The 21,867-nt window shown below is 40.7% G+C and carries 16 protein-coding genes and 1 tRNA gene; 5 read left to right on the top strand and 12 right to left on the bottom strand.

Going from position 1 to position 21,867, the window contains the following annotated elements:
- Positions 1-203: 203 nt before the first annotated feature.
- Together AAW12_RS05580 and AAW12_RS05575 are read right to left on the bottom strand one after the other, a co-directional pair.
- Positions 204-1,364: a dipeptidase gene (locus tag AAW12_RS05580; RefSeq protein WP_046672622.1), complete on the bottom strand. Its 1,161-nt coding sequence runs from the start codon at positions 1,362-1,364 to the stop codon at positions 204-206.
- Positions 1,361-3,085, bottom strand: a complete 1,725-nt coding sequence (locus AAW12_RS05575) for a serine hydrolase domain-containing protein (protein ID WP_046672621.1) — start codon at positions 3,083-3,085, stop codon at positions 1,361-1,363. The genes AAW12_RS05580 and AAW12_RS05575 overlap by 4 nt, the downstream gene beginning before the upstream one ends.
- Before the next feature lie 233 nt (positions 3,086-3,318).
- Between AAW12_RS05575 and xseA the strand changes: the two genes are divergently transcribed.
- Together xseA and xseB are read left to right on the top strand one after the other, a co-directional pair.
- On the top strand, positions 3,319-4,605 hold the full coding sequence (gene xseA / locus AAW12_RS05570; RefSeq protein WP_046672620.1) for an exodeoxyribonuclease VII large subunit: 1,287 nt from the start codon (positions 3,319-3,321) through the stop codon (positions 4,603-4,605).
- A gap of 49 nt (positions 4,606-4,654) precedes the next feature.
- Complete coding sequence (gene xseB / locus AAW12_RS05565; RefSeq protein ID WP_046672619.1) at positions 4,655-4,876, top strand: exodeoxyribonuclease VII small subunit; 222 nt, start codon at positions 4,655-4,657, stop codon at positions 4,874-4,876.
- 1 nt (position 4,877) lies between these two features.
- On the opposite strand, the gene AAW12_RS05560 is transcribed toward xseB, so the two are convergent.
- From AAW12_RS05560 to purD, 10 genes are all read right to left on the bottom strand, one after another.
- Complete coding sequence (locus AAW12_RS05560) at positions 4,878-5,255, bottom strand: hypothetical protein (protein WP_046672618.1); 378 nt, start codon at positions 5,253-5,255, stop codon at positions 4,878-4,880.
- A 48-nt stretch (positions 5,256-5,303) separates the two neighbouring features.
- Entirely contained in the window at positions 5,304-5,948 is a 645-nt protein-coding gene (locus AAW12_RS05555) for an MgtC/SapB family protein (protein ID WP_046672617.1), read from the bottom strand.
- 147 nt (positions 5,949-6,095) lie between these two features.
- Positions 6,096-6,809 (bottom strand): pirin family protein, encoded by a 714-nt coding sequence (locus tag AAW12_RS05550; RefSeq protein ID WP_046672641.1) that lies wholly within the window; start codon positions 6,807-6,809, stop codon positions 6,096-6,098.
- A gap of 99 nt (positions 6,810-6,908) precedes the next feature.
- On the bottom strand, positions 6,909-7,655 hold the full coding sequence (locus AAW12_RS05545; RefSeq protein WP_046672616.1) for an aspartate/glutamate racemase family protein: 747 nt from the start codon (positions 7,653-7,655) through the stop codon (positions 6,909-6,911).
- Positions 7,656-7,712: 57 nt separating this feature from the next.
- On the bottom strand, positions 7,713-8,696 hold the full coding sequence (locus AAW12_RS05540) for a DUF4973 domain-containing protein (protein WP_046672640.1): 984 nt from the start codon (positions 8,694-8,696) through the stop codon (positions 7,713-7,715).
- A 15-nt stretch (positions 8,697-8,711) separates the two neighbouring features.
- Positions 8,712-10,769, bottom strand: a complete 2,058-nt coding sequence (locus AAW12_RS05535; RefSeq protein ID WP_046672615.1) for a RagB/SusD family nutrient uptake outer membrane protein — start codon at positions 10,767-10,769, stop codon at positions 8,712-8,714.
- 11 nt (positions 10,770-10,780) lie between these two features.
- Entirely contained in the window at positions 10,781-13,867 is a 3,087-nt protein-coding gene (locus AAW12_RS05530; RefSeq protein ID WP_231585210.1) for a SusC/RagA family TonB-linked outer membrane protein, read from the bottom strand.
- A gap of 10 nt (positions 13,868-13,877) precedes the next feature.
- Complete coding sequence (locus AAW12_RS05525; protein WP_046672614.1) at positions 13,878-15,335, bottom strand: IPT/TIG domain-containing protein; 1,458 nt, start codon at positions 15,333-15,335, stop codon at positions 13,878-13,880.
- A gap of 765 nt (positions 15,336-16,100) precedes the next feature.
- Positions 16,101-16,172: transfer RNA gene (locus AAW12_RS05520), tRNA-Glu, on the bottom strand.
- 89 nt (positions 16,173-16,261) lie between these two features.
- Positions 16,262-17,536, bottom strand: coding sequence for a phosphoribosylamine--glycine ligase (gene purD, locus AAW12_RS05515; RefSeq protein ID WP_046672613.1), 1,275 nt, complete (start codon positions 17,534-17,536; stop codon positions 16,262-16,264).
- 124 nt (positions 17,537-17,660) lie between these two features.
- Between purD and AAW12_RS05510 the strand changes: the two genes are divergently transcribed.
- Genes AAW12_RS05510 through AAW12_RS05500 form a run of 3 tightly spaced genes read left to right on the top strand, consistent with a single transcriptional unit; the run spans position 17,661 to position 21,847 of the window.
- A complete protein-coding gene (locus AAW12_RS05510) occupies positions 17,661-20,345 on the top strand; it encodes a carboxypeptidase-like regulatory domain-containing protein (protein ID WP_046672612.1) in 2,685 nt (894 codons plus the stop codon).
- 36 nt (positions 20,346-20,381) lie between these two features.
- Positions 20,382-21,146 (top strand): enoyl-CoA hydratase/isomerase family protein, encoded by a 765-nt coding sequence (locus AAW12_RS05505; RefSeq protein ID WP_046672611.1) that lies wholly within the window; start codon positions 20,382-20,384, stop codon positions 21,144-21,146.
- 17 nt (positions 21,147-21,163) lie between these two features.
- On the top strand, positions 21,164-21,847 hold the full coding sequence (locus tag AAW12_RS05500) for a hypothetical protein (RefSeq protein WP_156167559.1): 684 nt from the start codon (positions 21,164-21,166) through the stop codon (positions 21,845-21,847).
- Positions 21,848-21,867: the final 20 nt, after the last annotated feature.

Genomic DNA, 21,867 nt, shown 5'->3' with positions numbered 1-21,867 from the left:
ATATCCTGCCCCGCACCTATTATATGCATTATCCAAGATATTACGCAAGGACTGGTTAGCCCTTCGCTAATACTGCTTCGATAAGGGTTAAATTCATACGCTGTATTATTACGGTATATACTACATCACTGCTTTAACAATACCTCAACAATACTGCATGCATACTTGAACCCCACTGAAAAGCCTTAAAAAAGCCGAAGTGTTTATCTTTCATTTTCTTTTAAGATCCGCAAGAAATTTTGTCCCATAATCTTCGCAACATCCGTCTTTGTATATCCTCTTTCCAACAGCGCTTTGGTCAGTAACGGAAATTTAGAAACATCTTCTAGACCTTGGGGTGAAGATTCTATGCCGTCGAAATCCGAACCAACAGCAACATGGTCTATACCCACTTTTTTGACCAAGTAGTCAATATGATCCAATAATTTCGACAGTGGAGCATCGGCTTGCTGTTGAAGTTCCTTTGGCAACTTTTCATACATGGCCCAGGTACTCATTTTTGTATCCCCGGTATCACCAAATTGACTTGCATACAAACCCTTAAGCCTTGTTTCATAGGCAGGATCCAAAAAACCTGAATAAAAATTCACACCAACAACGCCGCCATTTTTTTTCAGGGCCGCTAATTGTGCATCTTTCAGATTGCGGAAATGTGGACATAATTCATAGGCATTGCTATGCGAAACTAAGATCGGTTTGGTCGTTATCGCCAGCACGTCATAGAAAGTCTGCTCTCCTCCATGAGATAGATCTACCATCATCCCCAATTCGTTCATTTTGCGGATAATTGCTCGTCCTTGCCCCGTCAACCCCTTATCTTTGGAACGCATATCTCCCGATTCCATCGCGGCGCAGCTTGCCCAAGGCAAATTGTAGTTCCAGGTCAAAGTGAGGTATTTGGCGCCCCGCTCATGAAGCCGAACCAAATGGTCAACACTTCCTTCAATCATATTTCCACCTTCCACACCGATCAACGCAGCTATTTTACCTGTTTTTAAGATCGCATCAATGTCACCTGAAGATTTTGCCAAACTTATTTTATCGGCATTTGCTGCAATCATCTTTTCCAATGCATCGATCTGGTCATTGGCATGCTTAAATGCTCCGGATTTCCACTTCGCGTCATCGGACCACACAGCAAAGACCTGCACATCTACACCGCCTTCCCGCAGTCGAGGCAAATCTGTCGCTCCCGTACTTATTCGCTGGCCGATATCTTTTCCCTGGAAAATGGATTCATAAATCACATCATTGTGTCCGTCGACGACCACCAAATCTTGGTGTATCTGTTTATAGTCTTGACTATATCCAACATTGTTGAGTGTTGTCATTGCTAGTCCAAGTAATAGGAGACCTTTTATCATTTTTGACTTTCATTGATCGTTTCGTAAATGGCGTCCTGAATCCGACTTCTGATATTAAGGTCGAGGAGCTTGGTATTCACCTGAGGATGTACACGATTGGACAAAAAGATATAAATCAACTGATTTTGCGGATCAATCCAGATACATGTTCCCGTATAGCCTGTATGTCCGAATACAGTGCTATTCGCTAACTTAGATGGATATTCATTTTTCGGATTCGGATCCCAGCGGTCAAAACCTAGTCCCCGCCGACTGCTTGCCGATTGCTTTGAGGTAAATAAATCGACTGTTTCTGTTTTGAAGTAACGTTCACCCCCATACTCCCCTCTATTCAATAGCAACTGACCATAGATTGCCAAATCATTTGCGGTAGCAAATAATCCAGCATGCCCAGCAATACCGCCAGCCATTGCCGCCCCCTGATCGTGTACGTAGCCTTCTAACAATGTTTTTCGAAAGGAGGTATCCTGCTCGGTAGGAACGATTTCATCCTTTGCAAAACGCTCGCGGGGAAGATAGCCAGCACGCTTCATCCCCAATGGTCTATAAAAGTTCTCCTGCACATAATCTTGCATTGGCTCAGCAGTCTGATGTTCTGCAACTTCTTTCATGACATACATGCTGATATCACTATACACATAATTTCCCGTGGGTTTTACCGGTGATTTTAGCATATCTGGCCACATGACGTCACGGTAATAATTGTTGAGGATATAGCTATTATCGGCCATTTTCACCTGATGGTTAACGTCGGCTGCCGACACAACATCGCCTCCTTTCAGATATTTATAAAAGGGAATAAAAGGTGTAAATCCAGCTTCATGTAACATGACGGAGCGAAGCTTGATATCCTTTTTATTGGTATACTTTGCCTGCCATAGGTAGTGGCCCATGGTACTATCCAAATTAATAATATTGCGCTCGGTAAGGCGCATAATGACAGGAGTAGTACCCGCAATCTTACTGACAGATGCGAGATCAAAAATATCACTTGTTTTCGTGGAAATAGCTTTGGCATACGTGTGAAATCCGTAAGATTTCTCCAAGAGTACTTGTCCATCCTTCACGATCATGACTACAGCCCCTGGGGTTGCTTGCTTATCAATGGCTTCTTGTGCAATGGCATCAATTTTCTTCGTCAGCTTGTTGAGGTTGAGATTCGAGCTTGATGCAGCGCCATATTGTAGTCTTGTCTGCGTGGTTTTGACGTTACCGGCGGTAATTGGAAGCCCACCAAAAATAGACATTGCCATCTGACGTTGTCCAATTTCTGAAAACGGAGCAAGTAATTCAATCAAATCAGATTGTGGATGCTCAGATAGGCTCTTTTTGTTTTTGTCATTTTCAAAAAAATGGCAAAGGATAACTTTTTTATTGTTTAATACAGCCTGCTTCAACTGTGTTAGACAATCGGCATCTAAATCATCTTCCTTTCCGGCCACAATAATGGTATTATAATATTTGATGTCCTCATCAAATTTATTAAAATCAAAAACTCTGGTATTTGCATAACGAGCCAACTGGTCCGTGAACATTGAATATTTTGCCGCGTTAGGAACAACAACTGCAATACGAAGTTGATCCAGATTTTTTAAAGGTAACAGCTGGTCAAGGTTATTAAACAGTATCGTTTCGTTTTTAATTGTAGACTTATATTGAGCAAACAGGGGGCTAATACAGAACAAACCTGCAAATAATGCCCCAAAAAATCGTTTTTTCATTCTGCTTTTATCGTTTTTTAGGTTCTATCAAATAAAAATACGAATTTAATAACGAAGGAATAGGTTCGTTCGAAAAAAAATCAATTTTGTTACTTTATACCTTTCGTGCATTTCCAAATTGATGTATTATTTTTTTGCCATAGTCTTCAGGCTACGCGCAGCGACGTTCCTGAAAACCCCAATTGGCGTCGCTCCAAATTGCATCATGATGGTTTTTTCTGTAAGTTTGACTAATGCCAGAATTGATTCAAGATAAAACGATATTTTCCTTGCTGGAAGTCAGCCGCAGTATCCAAAAGACACTTGCAGAGCGGTATAAGAGTTTGTACTGGATCAAAGCTGAAATGAACAAGCTCAATCATTATACGCATTCTGGCCACTGTTATCCTGAACTGGTTGAGAAACAGGATGGTAAAATTGTCGCTGAAATTAGATCCATCTTATGGAAAGCTGATTACAATCGTATCAACAACAATTTTCTTAAAGTTGCCCAAGAACCTTTACGAGAAGGAATCACAATGTTATTTCAGGCAAGTATTTCCTACGACCCCATGTACGGGTTAAGCTTACGCATTGTTGATATTGATCCGACTTTTACCTTAGGTGAACTTGAAAAGGAGAAGTTAGATAGTATCCGAAAGCTGAAAGCAGAGGGCATATATGAGTCCAATAAATTATTGGACTTTCCAATGGTTCCCAAAAGACTGGCAATTGTTTCTGTAGAAACAAGTAAGGGGCTTTCTGATTTTTACAAGATTATTAATCAAAACCCTTGGGGTTACCGCATCGAATCCACCCTCTTCCCGGCATTGTTACAAGGAGACAAGTCAGTACCTTCTATTATAAATCAGCTTGCCATTATTGCTGAAAAAATAGACCGATACGATGTGGTCGCCATCATCCGTGGTGGAGGCGGTGAGGTTGGGCTTTCCAGTTATAACAACTACTTACTAGCACGCGCTATCGCTATATTCCCTATCCCGGTATTGACTGGCATTGGACATTCGACGAATTATACGGTGAGTGAAATGGTCGCCTATAAAAACGCGATTACGCCCAGTGAACTGGCCGATTTTCTGATTCAGAAGTTCCACAATTTTGCTATTCCGGTCGATCGGGCTGCGGAACGTATACAGCAGCTCATTCTTACCCGATTTAAAGAAGAGCGCAATATGCTATCTCAACTGGCAACGCATATACAATGGATCGGAAAGAGAGAAATTCAGACCTCGAGGGCGGCCATCCAGCAATTTCAACATGATCTTAACGCTTTGATAAAATTGCGCTTTTATGAGCACAGAACGGCACTGGATCATACCGAACGAATTATTCAGCTATCTGATCCAATTAGACTACTAAAGCAAGGTTTTTCAATTACTAAGGTTAACGGAAAACTACTGCAGTCGGTGACACAAGTATATCCGGGCGATGTGATACAGACGATACTCGAATATGGAGAACTTACCAGTACTGTAATGGATACATCGCCGAAAGAAGGCCGAGACGAGCACAATACTTAATTTCACATCGGTACACAAAATTTAAAGAAAGCATATCAAGCATAGCATAATGGAACAGAATTATACCTACACAGATGCCTTTAACGAGTTACAAACGATCGTGAGGGAAATAGAAAATGGCACAACGAACATTGATGAGCTCGCGGGAAAAATCAAAAGGGCTTCCGACCTCATTCAAGTCTGCAAAGCTAAGTTAACAGCGACAGAGGACGAAGTAAGCAGTTTATTACAAAAGATATCCCCAACTCAGGAAACAGATGATGACGTATAGTTTACACCAAACGACAAGGCACATCGAGATCCTCTGTAAAATAATAACTGGCACATAAACGGTGGTAACCATCTGCTATGATCAGTTTTCCATTTGCCCGAACCAACAGAATTGGAGATAACTTTTCTTTCTTCTTGATCTTTCTTAGATTTTCCTTTATATGAAAGTTGGTTTCAGGCAATAAAGGGAGTCCACTGGCCCGTAAAATATCCTTGGACTTCTTTGTAATTGTGACAGCTCTCCGAAGTTTATCAACAAAAGTCTTACATTCTTCCTGAACAAATAAAAGCTCCAAATAATCGTAAGCTGCAGGGAAGTCATGCTCCTGAGGATCCGCTAACCAAAAAAATGGTTTTTTCTCAATTTTAACAGTACTCATACGTTGGTTTTTCTCTCATAAATACATTTCAGATATTGTCGTAATTCCCTAATATTGATAAGCAACAACCTGCCTATCACGTCGCAGGGTTTCTACAAACTCCCGATGTTTACTCACATTCCCCGTCAATCGCCATATTGTATTCAAGCTTTCTTTGTTATAGCGTTGACTTATCACGACAGCTTTAAAGCCCATACTTCGGATTAACTTTTCCGTGTGTTCAAAATCTGCTTCAGATGAGGTCTGCAGTTCATAGTCTTTTATTTTGTGATAATTGTCAATATAGGTCTGTAAATACGTTAACAATGCCAAAATCGCCAAAACCAACCCTACACCAATAAACGCCAAAAATATATATCCGGCACCGACACACATACCCAAAGAAGCTGCAGCCCAAATTGTCGTAGCGGTCGTTATCCCACTTATTTTATTGTCTTCTTTGAAAATCACGCCTGCACCTAGAAAACCGATACCCGTAATAATATTTGCTGCCAATCGATCTGGATTTGCTACTCCAATTTTTAACGAAAGAATAGTAAAAAGGCAAGATCCAAAGCTTACCAATATAAACGTCCTCAAACCCGCAGATTTATTGCGATATTCACGTTCAATCCCAATCAGCAGACCGATTAAGACTGATAACATAATAAGTAAGACGTCATGCGATTCAAAGGGTTGTAATAGGTTATCCATGAGTTTATTTCTTCTTCATCCAATTTAAGAAAAATAGGGAGATCTATCAAATGCCCGCCATTCAAGAATAACGTTTCCTAGACCTAAAACACAGGAGCTTCAATCAACAGTAATAATGCCGCACCATAAGCCTCATTTTTTGTCGACCTAATACATTGGAACTTCAATCAGCAGTAACGATGTATCATAGTACGCTTCAATGCTTATTTTTTCTGTTTCATATAAACCAATGGCATCCCTTCTTGAAAGCAATTCATTTGCTACAGCGATCTTTCCTTCCAAAACAAAAAGATAAAGTCCATTTTGTTCGGAATGAACAGTATAGTCTATCTTTTTACCTACCTCCAGATTTGCCAAGTTAATATAGGCATCCTGATGTATATGTACAGCTGTGTGATCCATTTTATCCGGCGAAACAATAGTGGCAAATTTATTATTCCGATCCAGCTGAAGGTAGGATTTCTGATCGTATCTGGGCTCCAACCCTATTTCATTGGGGATAACCCAAATTTGTAGAAATTTAACAGGAGCCTTCTGATCACTATTAAACTCAGCGTGCTGCACACCCGTACCTGCAGACATGATCTGCACTTCTCCTGTTTGGATCGTACGGCCATTGCCTATACTATCATGATGTGAAAGTGCCCCTTCAAGTGGTATACTAACAATTTCCATGTTGTCGTGACCATGCTGGTCAAAACCTTGTCCTCCTTCCACCTGATCGTCATTCAACACCCGCAATGCACCAAAATTCATTCTTTCGGGATCAAGATACTGTCCAAAACTGAATGAATGTGCGCTTTTCAGCCAGCCAAAATCGACGTGTCCACGATCATTTTCCCGATGTATTATCTTTTGCATATTGTCCTCCTTACTGCATAAGCCTCTCGCTATCAGCGAGACAAAACTCATACCAATAGGGACACAGATCCAAAATCTGACAATTTGTCAAGAGACACGTTACAGCGCTTTTAATTTATCCGGGGCAAATGAATGAACAAGTGCACGCGCTAGAATTCTATTCGGATCTATGACAATCATCCCATTATAATCCCGTTCAGGAATCGCTAAAGGTAACTCTGCGCAACCCAAAATAATGACCTGTGCTCCTTTCTTTTTCAAGTCATCTATGACCAACAATAGATCCTCCCTTGCTTTATTCGCGATCGGTACCGGTTGGGCCTTTATTCCATACTCCTCGTCATAGATTGCATTGTTTACCTTCTCTTGCTGTGTTCTTTCTGGCTCGACAACAACGAAGCCTTTTCGAATAAATGCTTCCCGATATAAACTGTAAATCTGCTCTCCAGCGGTAGATAAAATGCCTACTGCCGTTTCGGGATAGTTTTCGTCAACAAACCGAACCGTCTCATGAACGATATGCAATAGTTTCAACGCACTCCCCGTACGCGCCATCTCATCTTGAACAACAGAAAAAATCGGCTCAGCGTGTGCCGTATTGGACGGAATAGCCGCAATGGTCGCTCCAGCCACTTCAAGTTGTCTTAAAATTGCAGCGATAGCCTTACCGGGATTAGCATTGGACTTATCTAATAAATATGCCGTTCGGTCAGGGATCAAATTTGGACATGAGAATAACAAGAGCGGCAAGTGTTCCTGATCGGATCTTGCCGCAGTCTCATCTATAATTTTCTTTGTAATATCCAGGCCTCCATAAGGGCCTAGTCCGCCTACTATTCCAATCATAAAAACTATTTTTATATCATAGATATAACCAACAGCCCTACAAATGGTTTGTAGAATTTACCATTCTATGGACTGATCTTCGTCAGGAATCTGTGTATTTAGTTGCCGTTCCAAGATCAATGAGCCCGAAACCTTAAACTTAATGGCAGTCGTAGAAACCAGGGTATAATCCGTAAATTCATAATCCACATTATTTATTGTAATATAACGATGCAATAAGTAAGGACGTACGGCATCCATCTGTTCCGAAACAGTATAACTTGCATCCTTTTTAACAGCAAATTTCATATTTGGATTTTCAGCCCGAAATGTAACCCCTCCTGTTTCATTGAACGTTGCAAAGACCTTATAATTCTTTCTGTCTTTACGATCCTCATCAATATTCCCCGCATAAAAGAAAATTGTATTTTCATCGACTACATAGCTTCTTATTTGACTCTTTACAATCGGAGTTTCACTTTCATGCCCATCCATAACGACTTTTAAGGCTGTACCGCTGTAAGTTCCTGAATAATTATTGAAAGGATTGACACGCAGCAATGCTTTCTTATAGTATTTCCTAGGATTAATTTTGTATTTGGCCGTCGGATCCTCTAAAATGGTCAGTGGAAGCACCCATTTTTCGGTCATATCAATTCCTTTTAACGAAAAATCGATAGCCATTAACGCGGTGTTATCCCCCGACTTTATATTCACAGTCTCAGGTATAGAAAAATACGTATTATTCAGCTGCTTGTAATAGAAATCTTGCCTGGTCTGGAAACGTTCATAATTCAATATGCCCACTGTATCGGGATCCACCGCAACATGTATTGAAAGATCCTTATTATTTGTAGTCGAACCACTTACTTCCAATGGCTGTAGAAATGTCGTTTTTTGCCCCTCTTTATACCGGACATAAATATTTGCGACACCCTCGTTATCCAGAGGGGCCTTAAATGAAACGTAATGTTCAAATTGTTCCTCTTTCCATTCATCGTTGCATGCATAGCATACGCATAATACCATCAGGAACAAAAGCTGTATAGATGACTTTTTCATAAATTGCATAGTTGATTAATCATTATAAGTCCAACCAGGGTTTTGTGTTAAATTTTTATTGCGCTTAAGCTCTGTATGACTAATTGGCCAAAACCACATTTTATCCGCAAAGGTCGTTTTCAATGTCCAGATTGCGACGGGTTGATAAAAAAGATCGCGTTCCTTTTCATTCATTAGTACATTACAGCCGTAAACGGGCAGGGCCTCTTCCACTGGGGCGTCCATCCAGCGACGTAAATCGTAATAACGTTGCCCCTCGCCCATCAGCTCAATAAAACGTTCACGTTTTATTGACTTACGTAAATTATCCTTACTTCCATATATACTCGCCGAAAAATCAGGAACTCCACCTCTAATGCGAACGGGCCGAATACCTTTTTTAATTTCAGCGACATCACGACTTATCGTATAACTTCCACCACGCCAAGACGGAATCGTAAAAGAGCCACTTAATTCATTTAATGCTTCGGCATACATCAGTAATATATCGGCATAACGAATAGCGGGTTCTGCCTTTGGGACGACACGTGATCCGACACCCCCTTCATAGGTATCACTGGGGTGAACAAACTTTTTAACACCAAAACCCGTACGCAACCAATATCCATTGGCAGAGTTAAAGCCATTACCTTTTGGGTCTGCACTATAATAAAAGATCTGTTTATTTCGATTTTCCTCTTTTGTCTCATTCAGCAAGGTCCAGAAACTTCCGCTATAGGCCACTGAAGCATAAAATCTCGGCTCACGATTCGCATATTGTAAAGAAACTCCGGCACGTAATGGCCTGTATTTTTTCGCATTATAATCGTCCTGACTGACGTAACCAGCCACTCTACTTGAACCATTCCCACGCCCAATCTCCTTATCCTTTCCGGGTACATCCGTCCCATCATTCATATAATAGGCGTCGACCAGTTTCTGTGTCAGTCCATGTGTATTCCATCCTGTTGCAGAGCGTGGTAATTGATGAATAACCATTTGGTCAATTCCTTCATTGGGCTGATTACTACCACGTGTAAATATAAGTTCAGGATTACCGGAGGCAGATAAAGTTCCGTCAAAGACCTGTGCGTATGATTTTGCTGGATCAATATTTGCCCATCCTTCAGGCCAGTTTTTACTTGAAAAATCATGATCCTCAGGTGGTTTGACTGTTGCATCATCCCCTGTTTCCTGAAAGGGTGCTGTATAAAGTTTGTATACTCCCAATTCGATCACATCTCGGGCAGCAGCAGCAGCCTTCGCCCATTTCTCTTCGTTAAAGTCGACAGACAACAATCGTTTTCCTTGTTTGTCTACCAATAGTGCTGCATAGCCGGAATTATTACCATTGGCTAACGGACTTGCAGCATAGAGCAGTACTTTAGCACGTGCTGCCAATGCAGCACCAACAGTTGGCCGAGCCGAACCGTCCTGCCCGCGCTTCATACCTAAGGATTCCATTTCTTTAGCAGCCTGTACCAACTCATCACTTATATAAGTTGCACATTCCTCATAGGTGCTTCGGGGAATTGCCAGATCGTCATAACTATCGGTGTAATCCAGCCCTTCGTCTGGCAATAATGGAATCGGGCCGTATTTACGGAGCAATAACCAGTAAAGATAAGCTCTTGCGAAACGTGCTTGTCCGCGATAATCTGCAATTTCAGTTGCAGACATTTCGGTGTTCATATAGATGTTCTGAATAAAAGTCGAGGCATTACGAATGCCAAAGTAGCATTGCGTCCATGTACCTTGTTTATCTGCTTCAGTATATTCTCCCATCTTGAACATATTATAGGACAACTCATTTTTCGATGGATCGTATACTTTATCTCGGTCACCATAGTACATATCATCCGCAAAACAATGCGGCGTCAAGCCTTTACTCGCTACATCCGCATTCTCACCAACAAATTGCTGAAATACTTCGGCCAACCATTGCTCCGAGTACACCTTACTTTTAAATGTCTTCTCTATGGTAAGACGATCCTTAAAATATTGATCGGACTTTAAGTAATCTTTTTTGCAGGCTGAGAATATACCTATTCCCAATACAAGCATCACGGCTATGTTTAGTTTCTTTCTTTGCATCTTAATAAGTTTTATAGGTTGACATTGACGCCAAACGTGAACGATTTAGGCAAGGGATAATCTTCTCCTCGTGGTGATGCAAGCTCAGGATCCCAAAGCTTGAATTTCGACCAGGTTAGCAGGTTACTTCCAACCAAGAAAATACGAATGCTATTGGTTTTGATTCGGTTAGTAAGTTCTTTTGGTAAGGTGTAACCTATATCCAATGTCTTGAGACGGATATATTGGCCATTACGTAACCAAAAAGTTGACTCTCTAAAATTATTCGGATTCTCACCATAACTCAATCGGGGATAAGAGGCATTAGGATTTTCTGTTGACGGGTCACCAGATATATCTGCAGATATCCAACGGTTATCTCCCATTACGCCCTTCAACACTTGCCCCCATTCCCCCTCACTAAACGCATATACTGTCTTGCCATAGGTAAAGAACGTGGATTTCCCGGCGCCCTGGAAGTGAACGCTGATATCCAAACTCTTCCAGCTCACTGATGTTCCGATACCATAAACAAGATTTGGCCGACGTGTAGCTCCGATCGCTACGCGGTCACCGTCATCTACGATACCATCACCGTTGACATCTTTATATTTAATATCTCCAGGCTGATAAGTTCCGAATACTTGTTTCGGACTATTTCTTATATCATCATAGTCTTTAAATAATCCCAATGCTATAAGTCCCTTCGCCTGATCCACCCGATAGCCTTTCTGATTTTGATAACCGTATACATTATTTTCTTCATCAATCTCTGTGATCGTATTCTTACTGAACGTAACATTGCTGCGTGCAGTCACATTCACTTCGCCAATCTTTTGTCTATATTCAAGACGCCCATCAAAACCTTCAGATTTTACAGCCCCCACATTTGCACTTGGCACACTCCTAAGTCCAACCATGACCGGCAGATAATTCCTTGCCATATAGATCCCCGTCCGTTCCTCATTGAAGAAGTCCAAATTCGCAACAATCTTATCTTTAAGCAGGGCGACGTCAAAGCCTAGATTTCTTTTTGTGGCCATCTCCCAGGTAACATTTGGCGAAGCGACCTGGGTATACTGCATGCCAGTGAAGTAACGGTTAGATCCATAGTCCGCCCATTGATAACCATTATTTGCGATCTCCCCGATGGTATATAGGTAAGGGAATCTCACACCACCAGCCAACTGATCATTACCGACCCTTCCCCAGGAATAGCGAACCTTGAACATGTTCAACCAGGAGACATTATTTTTTACAAAAGGCTCTTCTCCAATGTTCCAGGCTGCCGAAAACGCCGGAAAAAATCCATATTGTTTGCCTGGGGCAAAGTTTTCTGAGCCATTATACCCAAAGTTAAAATCAGCTATATAGCGTGACTTCCAATTATAGGTCAGTCTCCCCGCAAGACCTTGGTTTCTTCTTGCGATTCCATTTTTGATATCATCGCCAAGATTGACCGTCCGAATAAGAGCATCACGCGTAAAACGGGCCACTGCACCAATATTATGATTTCCTATACTGCGGTCATAATTGAACATCATGTCATAAAATTCGCGACGTTCTCCGCTGGCAGTACTGGACTGATACAATTCGTGCGGATCGGAAATATGGGTAAACACTAGATTTCCATTTTCGTCCCGAGCACGCTCTGCCCGCCACTGTTCAGGCCATTTACGACGAGAAATACTATTATCATTGTTTGTATCATAACCAATAATTCCCCTAAACCGTAATCCTTTGGTTATAAAATCAAAATTTTGCTCAATAGAAATGTTCGTCTGTATCTTGTTTTGCCAATTCTCATTATACCCAGTTTGTGTTGCGACCACCCAAGGGTTTGTCTGATTTCCTGTTCCAATTGCTGGAACATAACCATTTGAATACATGACAGGTGTACGAATTGGAGAATAGCCAAATAATACACCCCAGAAATCATTATCTCCCAAGCCCGGGCTATTCCTTTTATTGAGGGACCCTGCAACGCCAATTTTCAGAACTGTGCTTTTGGTCACGTTAATATCTGTGTTCAACCGGTAGTTATATCTTTTGTAATTTGCATTCGTATTGTAATCATTCCGCAATGTTTCATCCGTCTTGTACATTCCGCCCTCATCGATATAACTTCCAGACAAAAAATAACGTGCGGTAGATCCGCCGCCGGTCATATTCAGATTGGCACGGTAGGTCATCGCCCCATCTTTGAGCAACAGATCTTTCCAATTGACATTAGGATAAAGATCTGGATCTAGTCCCAATCGTAATATTTCTAATTCCTCAGGTTGATAGATGGGTGCGAAATTGCGGGTAATGCGCGCTTCGTTCAAGAGATTGGCATACGTAACACCATCTTCAAATTCAGGCGTAATGGTACGCGCGTTATAGATATTCTCATCTTTGAAATTGATATTAATCTTCCCGTCTTTACCACGCTTTGTGGTAATTAATATAACACCATTAGCTCCTCGAGAACCATAGATTGCGGTAACTGCAGCATCCTTTAACACCGTAAAAGTCTCTATATCTTCAATATTTATGTCATTAATATCACGTTCGATATTGTCCACCAATATCAGTGCAGAAGAGCCGCCACCAAATGTGGATATCCCTCGAATCCAGAATTCAGAAATATTTTTTCCAGGTTGGCCCGACTGTCCCATCGCAAATACCCCCGGCACGTTACCTGCCAATGCATTCGATAAACTAGAAGTCGGATTTCCTTTCATGGTGTTTACATCAACACTGCTCGTTGCCGCTGTCGATGTGAGTCTTTTTTGTGTACCGGTTCCTGTTACGACAACCTCTTCGAGCACACTAGTCTCTGATTCTTTTAACGTCACATTGATAACATGACCATCCTTTATTAATATTTCTTGTTTTACATAACCTACAGAAGAGAACACGAGGGTCTTGTAACGTTCTACTTTTATCTTAAAGTTACCCTTATTATCCGTTGTCGTCCCAAGTCCGGGAGCATCCTTTATGGAAATGCTGACACCAACAACAGGCTCCTTTTTAGCATCAGAAACGACACCTGTTACTTCTAGAATATCCTGTGCAAAGACGCCTAAAGTGCCACACAGAAGTAACAAACATGTTAGTAATATTTTATTCATCATCTTTCTCAGATTAATCTTGGTTATTTTCATCCATTTCTTCTAATGCTATTTTGCGGATTCGTCTATTCTCGCGATCGCCAATATAAAAAGCCCCTTCTTTCTCATTGTAGGCAATACCCGACGGACGGTCAAATCTTGCTTCCTCTCTCAAGTCACCATTGACATAACCATATGGATTTGAATTTAAGCTTGAACTGCCACGACCAGCAAAAGTAGTTACCGCCCCTTCCGGTGTAAGTACTCGGATGGCATGATTCATAAGGTCCGTAAAATAAAAGTCATACTGATCTGGCTTACCTGCTTCTACATAGGCTTGATTTTTCACAAATACTCCTTGGTAAGGCTGATTGACGCGAGCGGATGAACCGACACCATCCTTGTATCCCGACTCCCTGACTTTTCCACAAACAAGATAAGGCTGGTTAAAACGTTTCTTTTCCCAATTGTAATCGGCACGCATAATATAGCCTTGGTTAATAATCAAAATATAAGCGTAATTTCCACTTGGATGAATCAATGCTCGGTATTCCCATTCCGGATCCTGAATGACATATAGAAACTCTGCCTTAGTCGTTTTATCGGTGAAATATTGATTCAAGTCGAAACGGTAAAACTCTCCTTTCGCATAGCTATTAAAGTACATTTCGCCATTGACCGGATGGACAGATGCGCCATTACATTGCTTACTTCTTGTCAATACCTCTTTATCCAAAAAGTTCCTGGCACGCGAAAAAAGCAGAGTAGATTCATCATTTTCTCCACCACGATCCTGGGCCACAATCATGTAGTTACCATCTAAAGAAAAATCAACGCTACGTGGACGAGAAAAATCCGAACGCTTTTTAGTAATTGTACTATCCTCAAAATTAACGAGATAAAGTCCATTGTTATCATCGAAGGTTACCCACAGGTGCTTCGGATTTAATGGATCAAACTTCATAAAAGAAGAAAGCCAAAAACCACTTGCCATCTGATTTTGATCCGCGTCTTTAAACTTCCCATCTTTCCACGGTTCATCGCCGCGAGCATTTCTATAACCTGCCAAAGTTGATACAACAAGTTTACGCTCATAATCAAAATTTGACTCGGCCTTTCCGATGACAGGTCTCGCCTCCTCACCAACGCGTACTTCGATGTCACCTCTGAAAGCCTGTTTTGGCACGAGACAGTAAAGAGACTCCCCCAAAGCATTAATAACGACAGCCTTTTTCCCTCCAATAAAAACAGCTACATTTTTTGGATCATTTCCAAAGTTTTTACCATAGATTATGAGTCGCTGTCCCATTCCTCCGGATTTTGGAGTGAAGTCCGAGACAACAACCGGTTTGGACGGATCAAAGGGCACACCTTCTGAAATACTGCCAAGATTGTCATTCTTACAGCTTCCAAAACTCAAAATAAGCACCATAATGGGCCAAATCATCCGATTTAGAAACCAACTATTAGTCGCTATTTGTTTAGTTTTCATAAGTTTTTTTTAATAGGTTAGAATTTATTCTATAAACATTACTATATCGTCGCAATGAATACCAGATTCTTTGATCTTCTGATACATCCATTAAAATTTCGTCAGCATAACAGCTATTTTAGAGGGTATTTTTAGGACGAACGGATTGAGGCCCGCCTCATCATTGAGCGAACGCTTAGTTTTAATTTCCACATAATTGGTTACTTTTATATAAAGCTAAATGGTATTAGCTTTCTTAAGCTAAAAAAAGACTCTAGGACAATCGCTTCAAAGTCTTCCGGTTTTTAAAATTACTTTTCTACTAATTTTCTATTTTATACACACAATAGATTATTGACCTTATCAGCTCCCATTCCGACGTTATGCATTATTTTTCTTTCACGAAGAAAATGGATGAATGATTTCTGATTTGAATTTCTAAATGCTTCTCTAAGGTTTTCTTTCTATAATTGATTATTCAAATTTAGGGATTGTAAAGATGCTGATACTATATAATTTTCTCAATAATATGCTTATTTGTATCACACAAAATAAAGAGGATACGCATATTTTCGCATACACCTTTCTATGACTATTATTTCGAAAAAAGCATTGTTATGTGAAAAACTCTTCTCTTTGGCTAATTTGAGAATTATCAGGTCTTCAAGAATTGTCGATAGTGAGGTGAAATATCCTATTAGGATCTTATGAAGAGAACGGTATCATATATTGTTCTCTCGAATACAAACAAAAAAACCTGCAAATATTTGCAGGTTTTATCTTTTGTAGCCCGTAGGGGAATCGAACCCCTGTTTCAAGAATGAAAATCTTGCGTCCTAACCCCTAGACGAACGGGCCTTTTTATGCAACTCCAATAACATTGTTGTTTTTGGAGTTGCAAATATAGACCTTAAAATCAGTATTCCAAAAATAATTTTAAATATTTTTTAAATAAGGTCGAAACCGATATCTCTTCTGAAGTATTTACCTTCAAAATATATCCTTCCGGCATCTGCAGTTGCCTGCTGAAGGGCTTCAAACAGCGAATCTTGCAATGTGGTAACAGCAATTACACGTCCCCCTGCAGTAACAATCTTACCATCCACCTCCTTCGTACCTGCTTGAAATACGATCGATTCTTTGACATTTTCAATATTGACGATCTCTTTTCCCGACTCATAATCTCCAGGATAACCTCCCGCAACCAACATAACCGTTACAGCAGTTTTAGGAGATACCGTATAAGAACGTTGATCCAAATTGCCTTGTGCCACACCCTCCAGTAAATCCAATAGATCCGATTCTATACGCGGCAAAACGGACTCAGTCTCTGGATCCCCCATACGAACATTATACTCGATGACATAAGGTTCCCCTTCCACATTCATCAGACCGATAAAAATAAATCCTTTATACGGAATACCATCTTTTTTAAGTCCTTCAACTGTCGGTCTGATAATACGTTCTTCCACTTTATTCAAAAATGTCTCATCGGCAAAAGGAACCGGAGATATCGATCCCATGCCTCCCGTGTTTAAGCCTGTATCACCTTCCCCGATGCGTTTATAATCTTTTGCAGAAGGAAGCACTTTATATGAATTCCCATCTGTCAAAACAAAAACAGACAATTCAATTCCCTTTAAAAATTCTTCAACAACCACCACCCGGCTAGCTTCTCCGAACTTTGAATCTGCGATCATCGCTTTTAGCTCAGCTTTAGCATCCTCAAGAGTCTCACAGATCAATACTCCTTTGCCTGCGGCTAAACCATCAGCTTTAAGCACAATCGGCAATTTTTGCGTTTCAAGGTAAGCCAATCCATCTTCCAATGATGTTGCATCAAACGATCTTGAAGCGGCAGTAGGTACGCCATGGCGATCCATAAATTGCTTTGAAAAATCTTTTGAGCCCTCCAATTGAGCCCCTTCCTGTTGTGGCCCTATTATCGGGATATTTTTTAAATCTTCCCGATTTAAAAAATAATCATGAATACCTTTTACCAAAGGTTCTTCGGGACCGACGAGCACCATTTGCACGTTATTCTCCAAAACAAAGGAAGCAATAGCAGCAAAGTCGGTCACTTTAATATTTATATTCTGACCATACGCACCTGTTCCAGCATTTCCTGGAGCAATAAACAATTGATCTAAACGTGGACTTTTCGACAACTTATAGGCGAAGGCGGATTCACGACCTCCTGAACCGATTATTAGGATATTCATAACACAAAGATATTTTTTTTATGCTAATTTTAAGGTATCAGATCGTTTAAAATGAGACTAATATTTTGATTTATAAATTGATTAAAGGAAAAATATTTTCTAATTTTCATAAAACATTAGTCATATGTACGCTAAATTACTGCTGTTAGTAAATTGCTTGCTATTCGCTTTCCTGGCGTCGGCCCAGATCGATCAGACCTTGCAGAAACTGGATACTTACCATGAACAGCACATCAAGGAAAAGATTTATCTCCATTTGGACAAAAATGATTATTCGGCTGGAGAAACCATCTGGTTTAAACTATACTGTACCACCGCCCCATTTAATTATTTGAGCAACATCAGTAAAATTGCTAATGTAGAATTGATTTCTCCAACCAATAAGATCATTAAAAGTATCAAAATTCCAATTACACTCGGTCTAAGTATGGGCGACTTCAGTCTGCCCGACACCTTGGAAGAAGGCTCCTACCGCGTTAGATCATTTACCCGATGGATGCAAAATGACTCAATAGCCAATTTCTACGAACGCGTCGTTCCCATTACCAATGGTCGATCTGATCATATCATCACGAGAAGTGAACTGATCAAAAACGGAACAGAAAACATGTTCCAGGTTAATCTCAAAACGATACAGGGAGCTCCGCTGATTAATAACAACATCAGTTATACCCTACAACCGAACAACAATAAAGAGAAATCCGGCCGATTAAAATCGAATGATAATGGAACAATAGCGCTGGAATTGAAAGATGAGTTTAAAGGCGGGACGCTGTCTTTACAATTTCTTTCGCTGGATAAAAGACGTATTTTAAAAAGTTTTGTCATCCCGGATCCAAACAATCAAAATAGCATCCAGATTTTCCCGGAAAGTGGCGAACTGGTCAACAATATATTATGTAAAACGGGGTTCAAAATCCTTGCTCCTAACGGTTTGGGAAAAAAAGCAAAAATAACCATAGTAGAAGAAAACCAGACAACTGTTGCAGATTTTGAAACAAATTCACTGGGAATGGGAAGTATCCCGCTCGTCTTACAGACGGAAAAAAAATACGTCGCCACAGCCCTTTTCGAAGATGGATCGTCAACAAGTGCCTCTTTACCGCCTGTACGAAATTCCGGATATGTGCTAACGGTAAATTCGGTACTAAAAGATAAGATTGCAGCACAACTTTCCGCTACTGCAGACCTGGTCAATGGCAAAGATATTTATCTAGTCGCCCAATACAATGGCCTTGTTCTTCATGCCGCTAAGCAAAAACTAAATGGAACGGACATTTTATTCAATATCCCCAAAAAAAACCTGCCATCCGGAGTTTTACAGTTATCCGTCTTAACAGACCAAATGATTCCTATTGTGGAAAGACTGATGTTTAACTACAATACGACATCGACTTTACTTCCAGTATCCGTAGAACTCAACAAACCCAGCTTCACAACACGTGATAAAGTGATCGCAGATCTTTCCGTTAACTATGAAGAGAGTGACACCACGAGGTTTGCAGCGCTCTCTGCATCTGTGGTAAACCTTAGCAAGGTTGATTCTGCAACAGATCGCTATTATTCATCTATTGTCTCGGAGCTTCTATTGAAATCTGATCTTCGCGGCTTTATTGAACGTCCCAATTATTATTTTGAGGATTTAACGAACATCAAGCTGACAGAACTGGACAATCTCATGCTTATCCAAGGTTGGCGCAAGTTGGACTGGAAGAATTATACAAGTACAGCAACCGCTGCGTTCCTTCCTGAAAAAGGACTTACCATAGCTGGGACCATCAAGAAAACGGCCCGAAAAGCCGTAGTTCCAAATGCCAAAGTAACAATTATACCGACGAGCAACATGTTGCTGAGTATAGATACGCTGACCGATAATAATGGCCGATTTTCATTTGACGAACTTTTATTTGCAGACAGCGTCAAGTTTATTGTGACAGGTGATGGCCCTAAAGAGAAAAAAAGAGTTGACATTGTTATCGACAACCCGCTCAACCCTACAACAACTACGAGTAAAGATCAACCCTTATTGCTTAACGACATCAATACCAACTTACTAACACAACTGAAAAATAGTCAACAGTTTCTTAGCGAATTGGAAGCCGCGGGCATAATTCAGAAGAGCATTCGATTGGAAGAGGTACAGGTCAATCGGGTAAGAACAAATAAAGCTGACAAGAACTCCAGAAACCTCAATGGGCCGGGAAATGCCGATCAAGTCATTTCAGCCGAAGACCTTTCCTCCTGTACGACACTGGAGCAATGTCTCGCGGGTCGATTAGTTGGTGTTATGTTCCGAAATGGTGTCCCTTACAGCACAAGATCCATGGGATTAAATGGCGGGAGTCCCATGCAAATTGTCCTTGATGGGATGTATATTGAGCCCGAACAAATTGATATGATCAATGTCGCCGATATTTCTAGTATTGAGGTCCTTCGCAGTGCAGGCAACACGGCCATATACGGAAGCTACGGGGGCAACGGCGTTATCGTGATTACCAGTAAATCGGGAGATGCCATCTCCTCATCTTATACCCCCACAGGCATTGTAACCATCACGCCAAAAGGGCTATACGTACCCCGAACCTTTTTCAAACCTCAATACGATGCAACAATCCAAAATAAGCTTACACGCGACCTAAGGACAACAATCGCCTGGGAACCGAATCTGATCACGCCAAAAGATGGGAAAACACATTTCGAATTCTTCACTTCTGACGAACCCGGGACTTACAAACTAACCGTTGAGGGAATAAGCATGGATGGCAAAATTGCTCATCTTGAATATTTAATAGCGGTAAAACCACAATAGCAGTGCAAACAAATCGTTAAATTTAAAAACACGGTTATGGAACATATTAAAACCAAAATAGAAGATCATATCTTAAGTATTTTTCTCGACAGGGGAAAGTCAAATGCCATCGACACACAGCTATTGAAGGAACTGATAGACATCTTGGAATCCTCTCAACAAAATGAAGCTATTTATGGTGCAATATTGATTGGCAAGGAAAACTTCTTTAGTGCGGGACTCGATCTAATTACCTTATTCCAATATAATGAAGAACAGATTCGGGAATTCTGGAATTTATTTCTGGAAGCGACATCGCTACTAGCCGCTTTTCCAAAACCAATAGTTGCTGCAGTATCGGGTCATAGTCCCGCTGGGGGCTGCGTACTGGCGCTCTGTTGCGATTATCGGATTATGGCCGAGGGGAATTTTGTGATCGGTCTTAACGAGATTCCTGTCGGACTAATCGTCCCTGAAAGTATATTTCAACTTTATGCATTTTGGATCGGAAAACGGAATGCTTATCAGAATTTGCTCGAAGGTAAATTGCTTACTCCTGTAGAAGCTAAAGCACAGGGGCTTATAGATGACATTGTACCCGCTAATATCCTCTTCAATACCGCAACAAAAAAATTAAAACAGATCACGCAGTTCAACCAAAAGACCTGGCAGACATCCAAATTGAACTTCCGAAAGGAAATAATCCTTAAATTGCGCGAGAATAGAGAAGAGACAATCCAGCGCATCCTCGAACAATGGTGGCTTCCGTCAACGCGCTCTATTTTAAAGTCAATCATTGAAAACTTGACTTCAAAGAAGTAATATTAAACAAAATCATCATGAGAAATCTCTTTTTCTTTATTCTTATTTGTCTCACTACAAGCATGATCTCCTGCAGAAATAGTAAAAAAGAAGATAAGGCTGTAAAAATTGTACAGGATTCAATTCCTGTGGATACCCTACAAAAACGTGACACGATTGAAAAGGACGTAAAGAAAGAGAACTCCGAAACACTGGAGGAAGTATTGGAGAAACTTGCCAAGGCCTATTCAGAACAGGACGGTAAAACAATAAATACCTACATACATCCCAAACTGGGAATTTATATGATCTACCGTCCAGGCGCACTTGATTCTTATGTACACCAAAACAGTTTTAATTTTTCTAAACCTGTGCCAGAGTATCATTCTTATGAAAAGTTAACGTACAAGGGCCCTTTGAAGTCCGGAAAACTACCTATTTTTGATTGTGGTACGATGAAGTGGGATAAATCCGGATTCTATTATGATAAAAAATCCCGCCCCAATGAACTATCGCAAACGGCAAAGTTCATGAATGAAATTCTTGATGCCAAAATTAGTAATACTGAATTACAGCGACTAAGGAACATAGAATCCAGAAGTTATAGAGCCATTATGACCTCCAATGAGCATGAGGAACCCTTTGTTTTTCATGTGACAAAAGAGGGAGAAAAATGGTATATTACAGTCATAGACCGCGCTTATGCCGGATGTGACGCATAGTATTTTGTAAATTTTAACCA

This window comes from Sphingobacterium sp. Ag1, assembly GCF_000988325.1.
Lineage (GTDB): Bacteria > Bacteroidota > Bacteroidia > Sphingobacteriales > Sphingobacteriaceae > Sphingobacterium.
Note: the sequence above shows the minus strand (reverse complement) of the source record. Positions and strands in the feature narration are given on the sequence as shown.

Excerpts from the sequence above, each read along its gene's own strand:
- AAW12_RS05580 (WP_046672622.1), bottom strand. The coding sequence starts at position 1,364 with ATGATAAAAGGTCTCCTATTACTTGGACTAGCAATGACAACACTCAAC.
- AAW12_RS05575 (WP_046672621.1), bottom strand. The coding sequence starts at position 3,085 with ATGAAAAAACGATTTTTTGGGGCATTATTTGCAGGTTTGTTCTGTATT.
- xseA (WP_046672620.1), top strand. The coding sequence starts at position 3,319 with ATGCCAGAATTGATTCAAGATAAAACGATATTTTCCTTGCTGGAAGTC.
- xseB (WP_046672619.1), top strand. The coding sequence starts at position 4,655 with ATGGAACAGAATTATACCTACACAGATGCCTTTAACGAGTTACAAACG.
- AAW12_RS05560 (WP_046672618.1), bottom strand. The coding sequence starts at position 5,255 with ATGAGTACTGTTAAAATTGAGAAAAAACCATTTTTTTGGTTAGCGGAT.
- AAW12_RS05555 (WP_046672617.1), bottom strand. The coding sequence starts at position 5,948 with ATGGATAACCTATTACAACCCTTTGAATCGCATGACGTCTTACTTATT.
- AAW12_RS05550 (WP_046672641.1), bottom strand. The coding sequence starts at position 6,809 with ATGCAAAAGATAATACATCGGGAAAATGATCGTGGACACGTCGATTTT.
- AAW12_RS05545 (WP_046672616.1), bottom strand. The coding sequence starts at position 7,655 with ATGATTGGAATAGTAGGCGGACTAGGCCCTTATGGAGGCCTGGATATT.
- AAW12_RS05540 (WP_046672640.1), bottom strand. The coding sequence starts at position 8,696 with ATGAAAAAGTCATCTATACAGCTTTTGTTCCTGATGGTATTATGCGTA.
- AAW12_RS05535 (WP_046672615.1), bottom strand. The coding sequence starts at position 10,769 with ATGCAAAGAAAGAAACTAAACATAGCCGTGATGCTTGTATTGGGAATA.
- AAW12_RS05530 (WP_231585210.1), bottom strand. The coding sequence starts at position 13,867 with ATGATGAATAAAATATTACTAACATGTTTGTTACTTCTGTGTGGCACT.
- AAW12_RS05525 (WP_046672614.1), bottom strand. The coding sequence starts at position 15,335 with ATGAAAACTAAACAAATAGCGACTAATAGTTGGTTTCTAAATCGGATG.
- purD (WP_046672613.1), bottom strand. The coding sequence starts at position 17,536 with ATGAATATCCTAATAATCGGTTCAGGAGGTCGTGAATCCGCCTTCGCC.
- AAW12_RS05510 (WP_046672612.1), top strand. The coding sequence starts at position 17,661 with ATGTACGCTAAATTACTGCTGTTAGTAAATTGCTTGCTATTCGCTTTC.
- AAW12_RS05505 (WP_046672611.1), top strand. The coding sequence starts at position 20,382 with ATGGAACATATTAAAACCAAAATAGAAGATCATATCTTAAGTATTTTT.
- AAW12_RS05500 (WP_156167559.1), top strand. The coding sequence starts at position 21,164 with ATGAGAAATCTCTTTTTCTTTATTCTTATTTGTCTCACTACAAGCATG.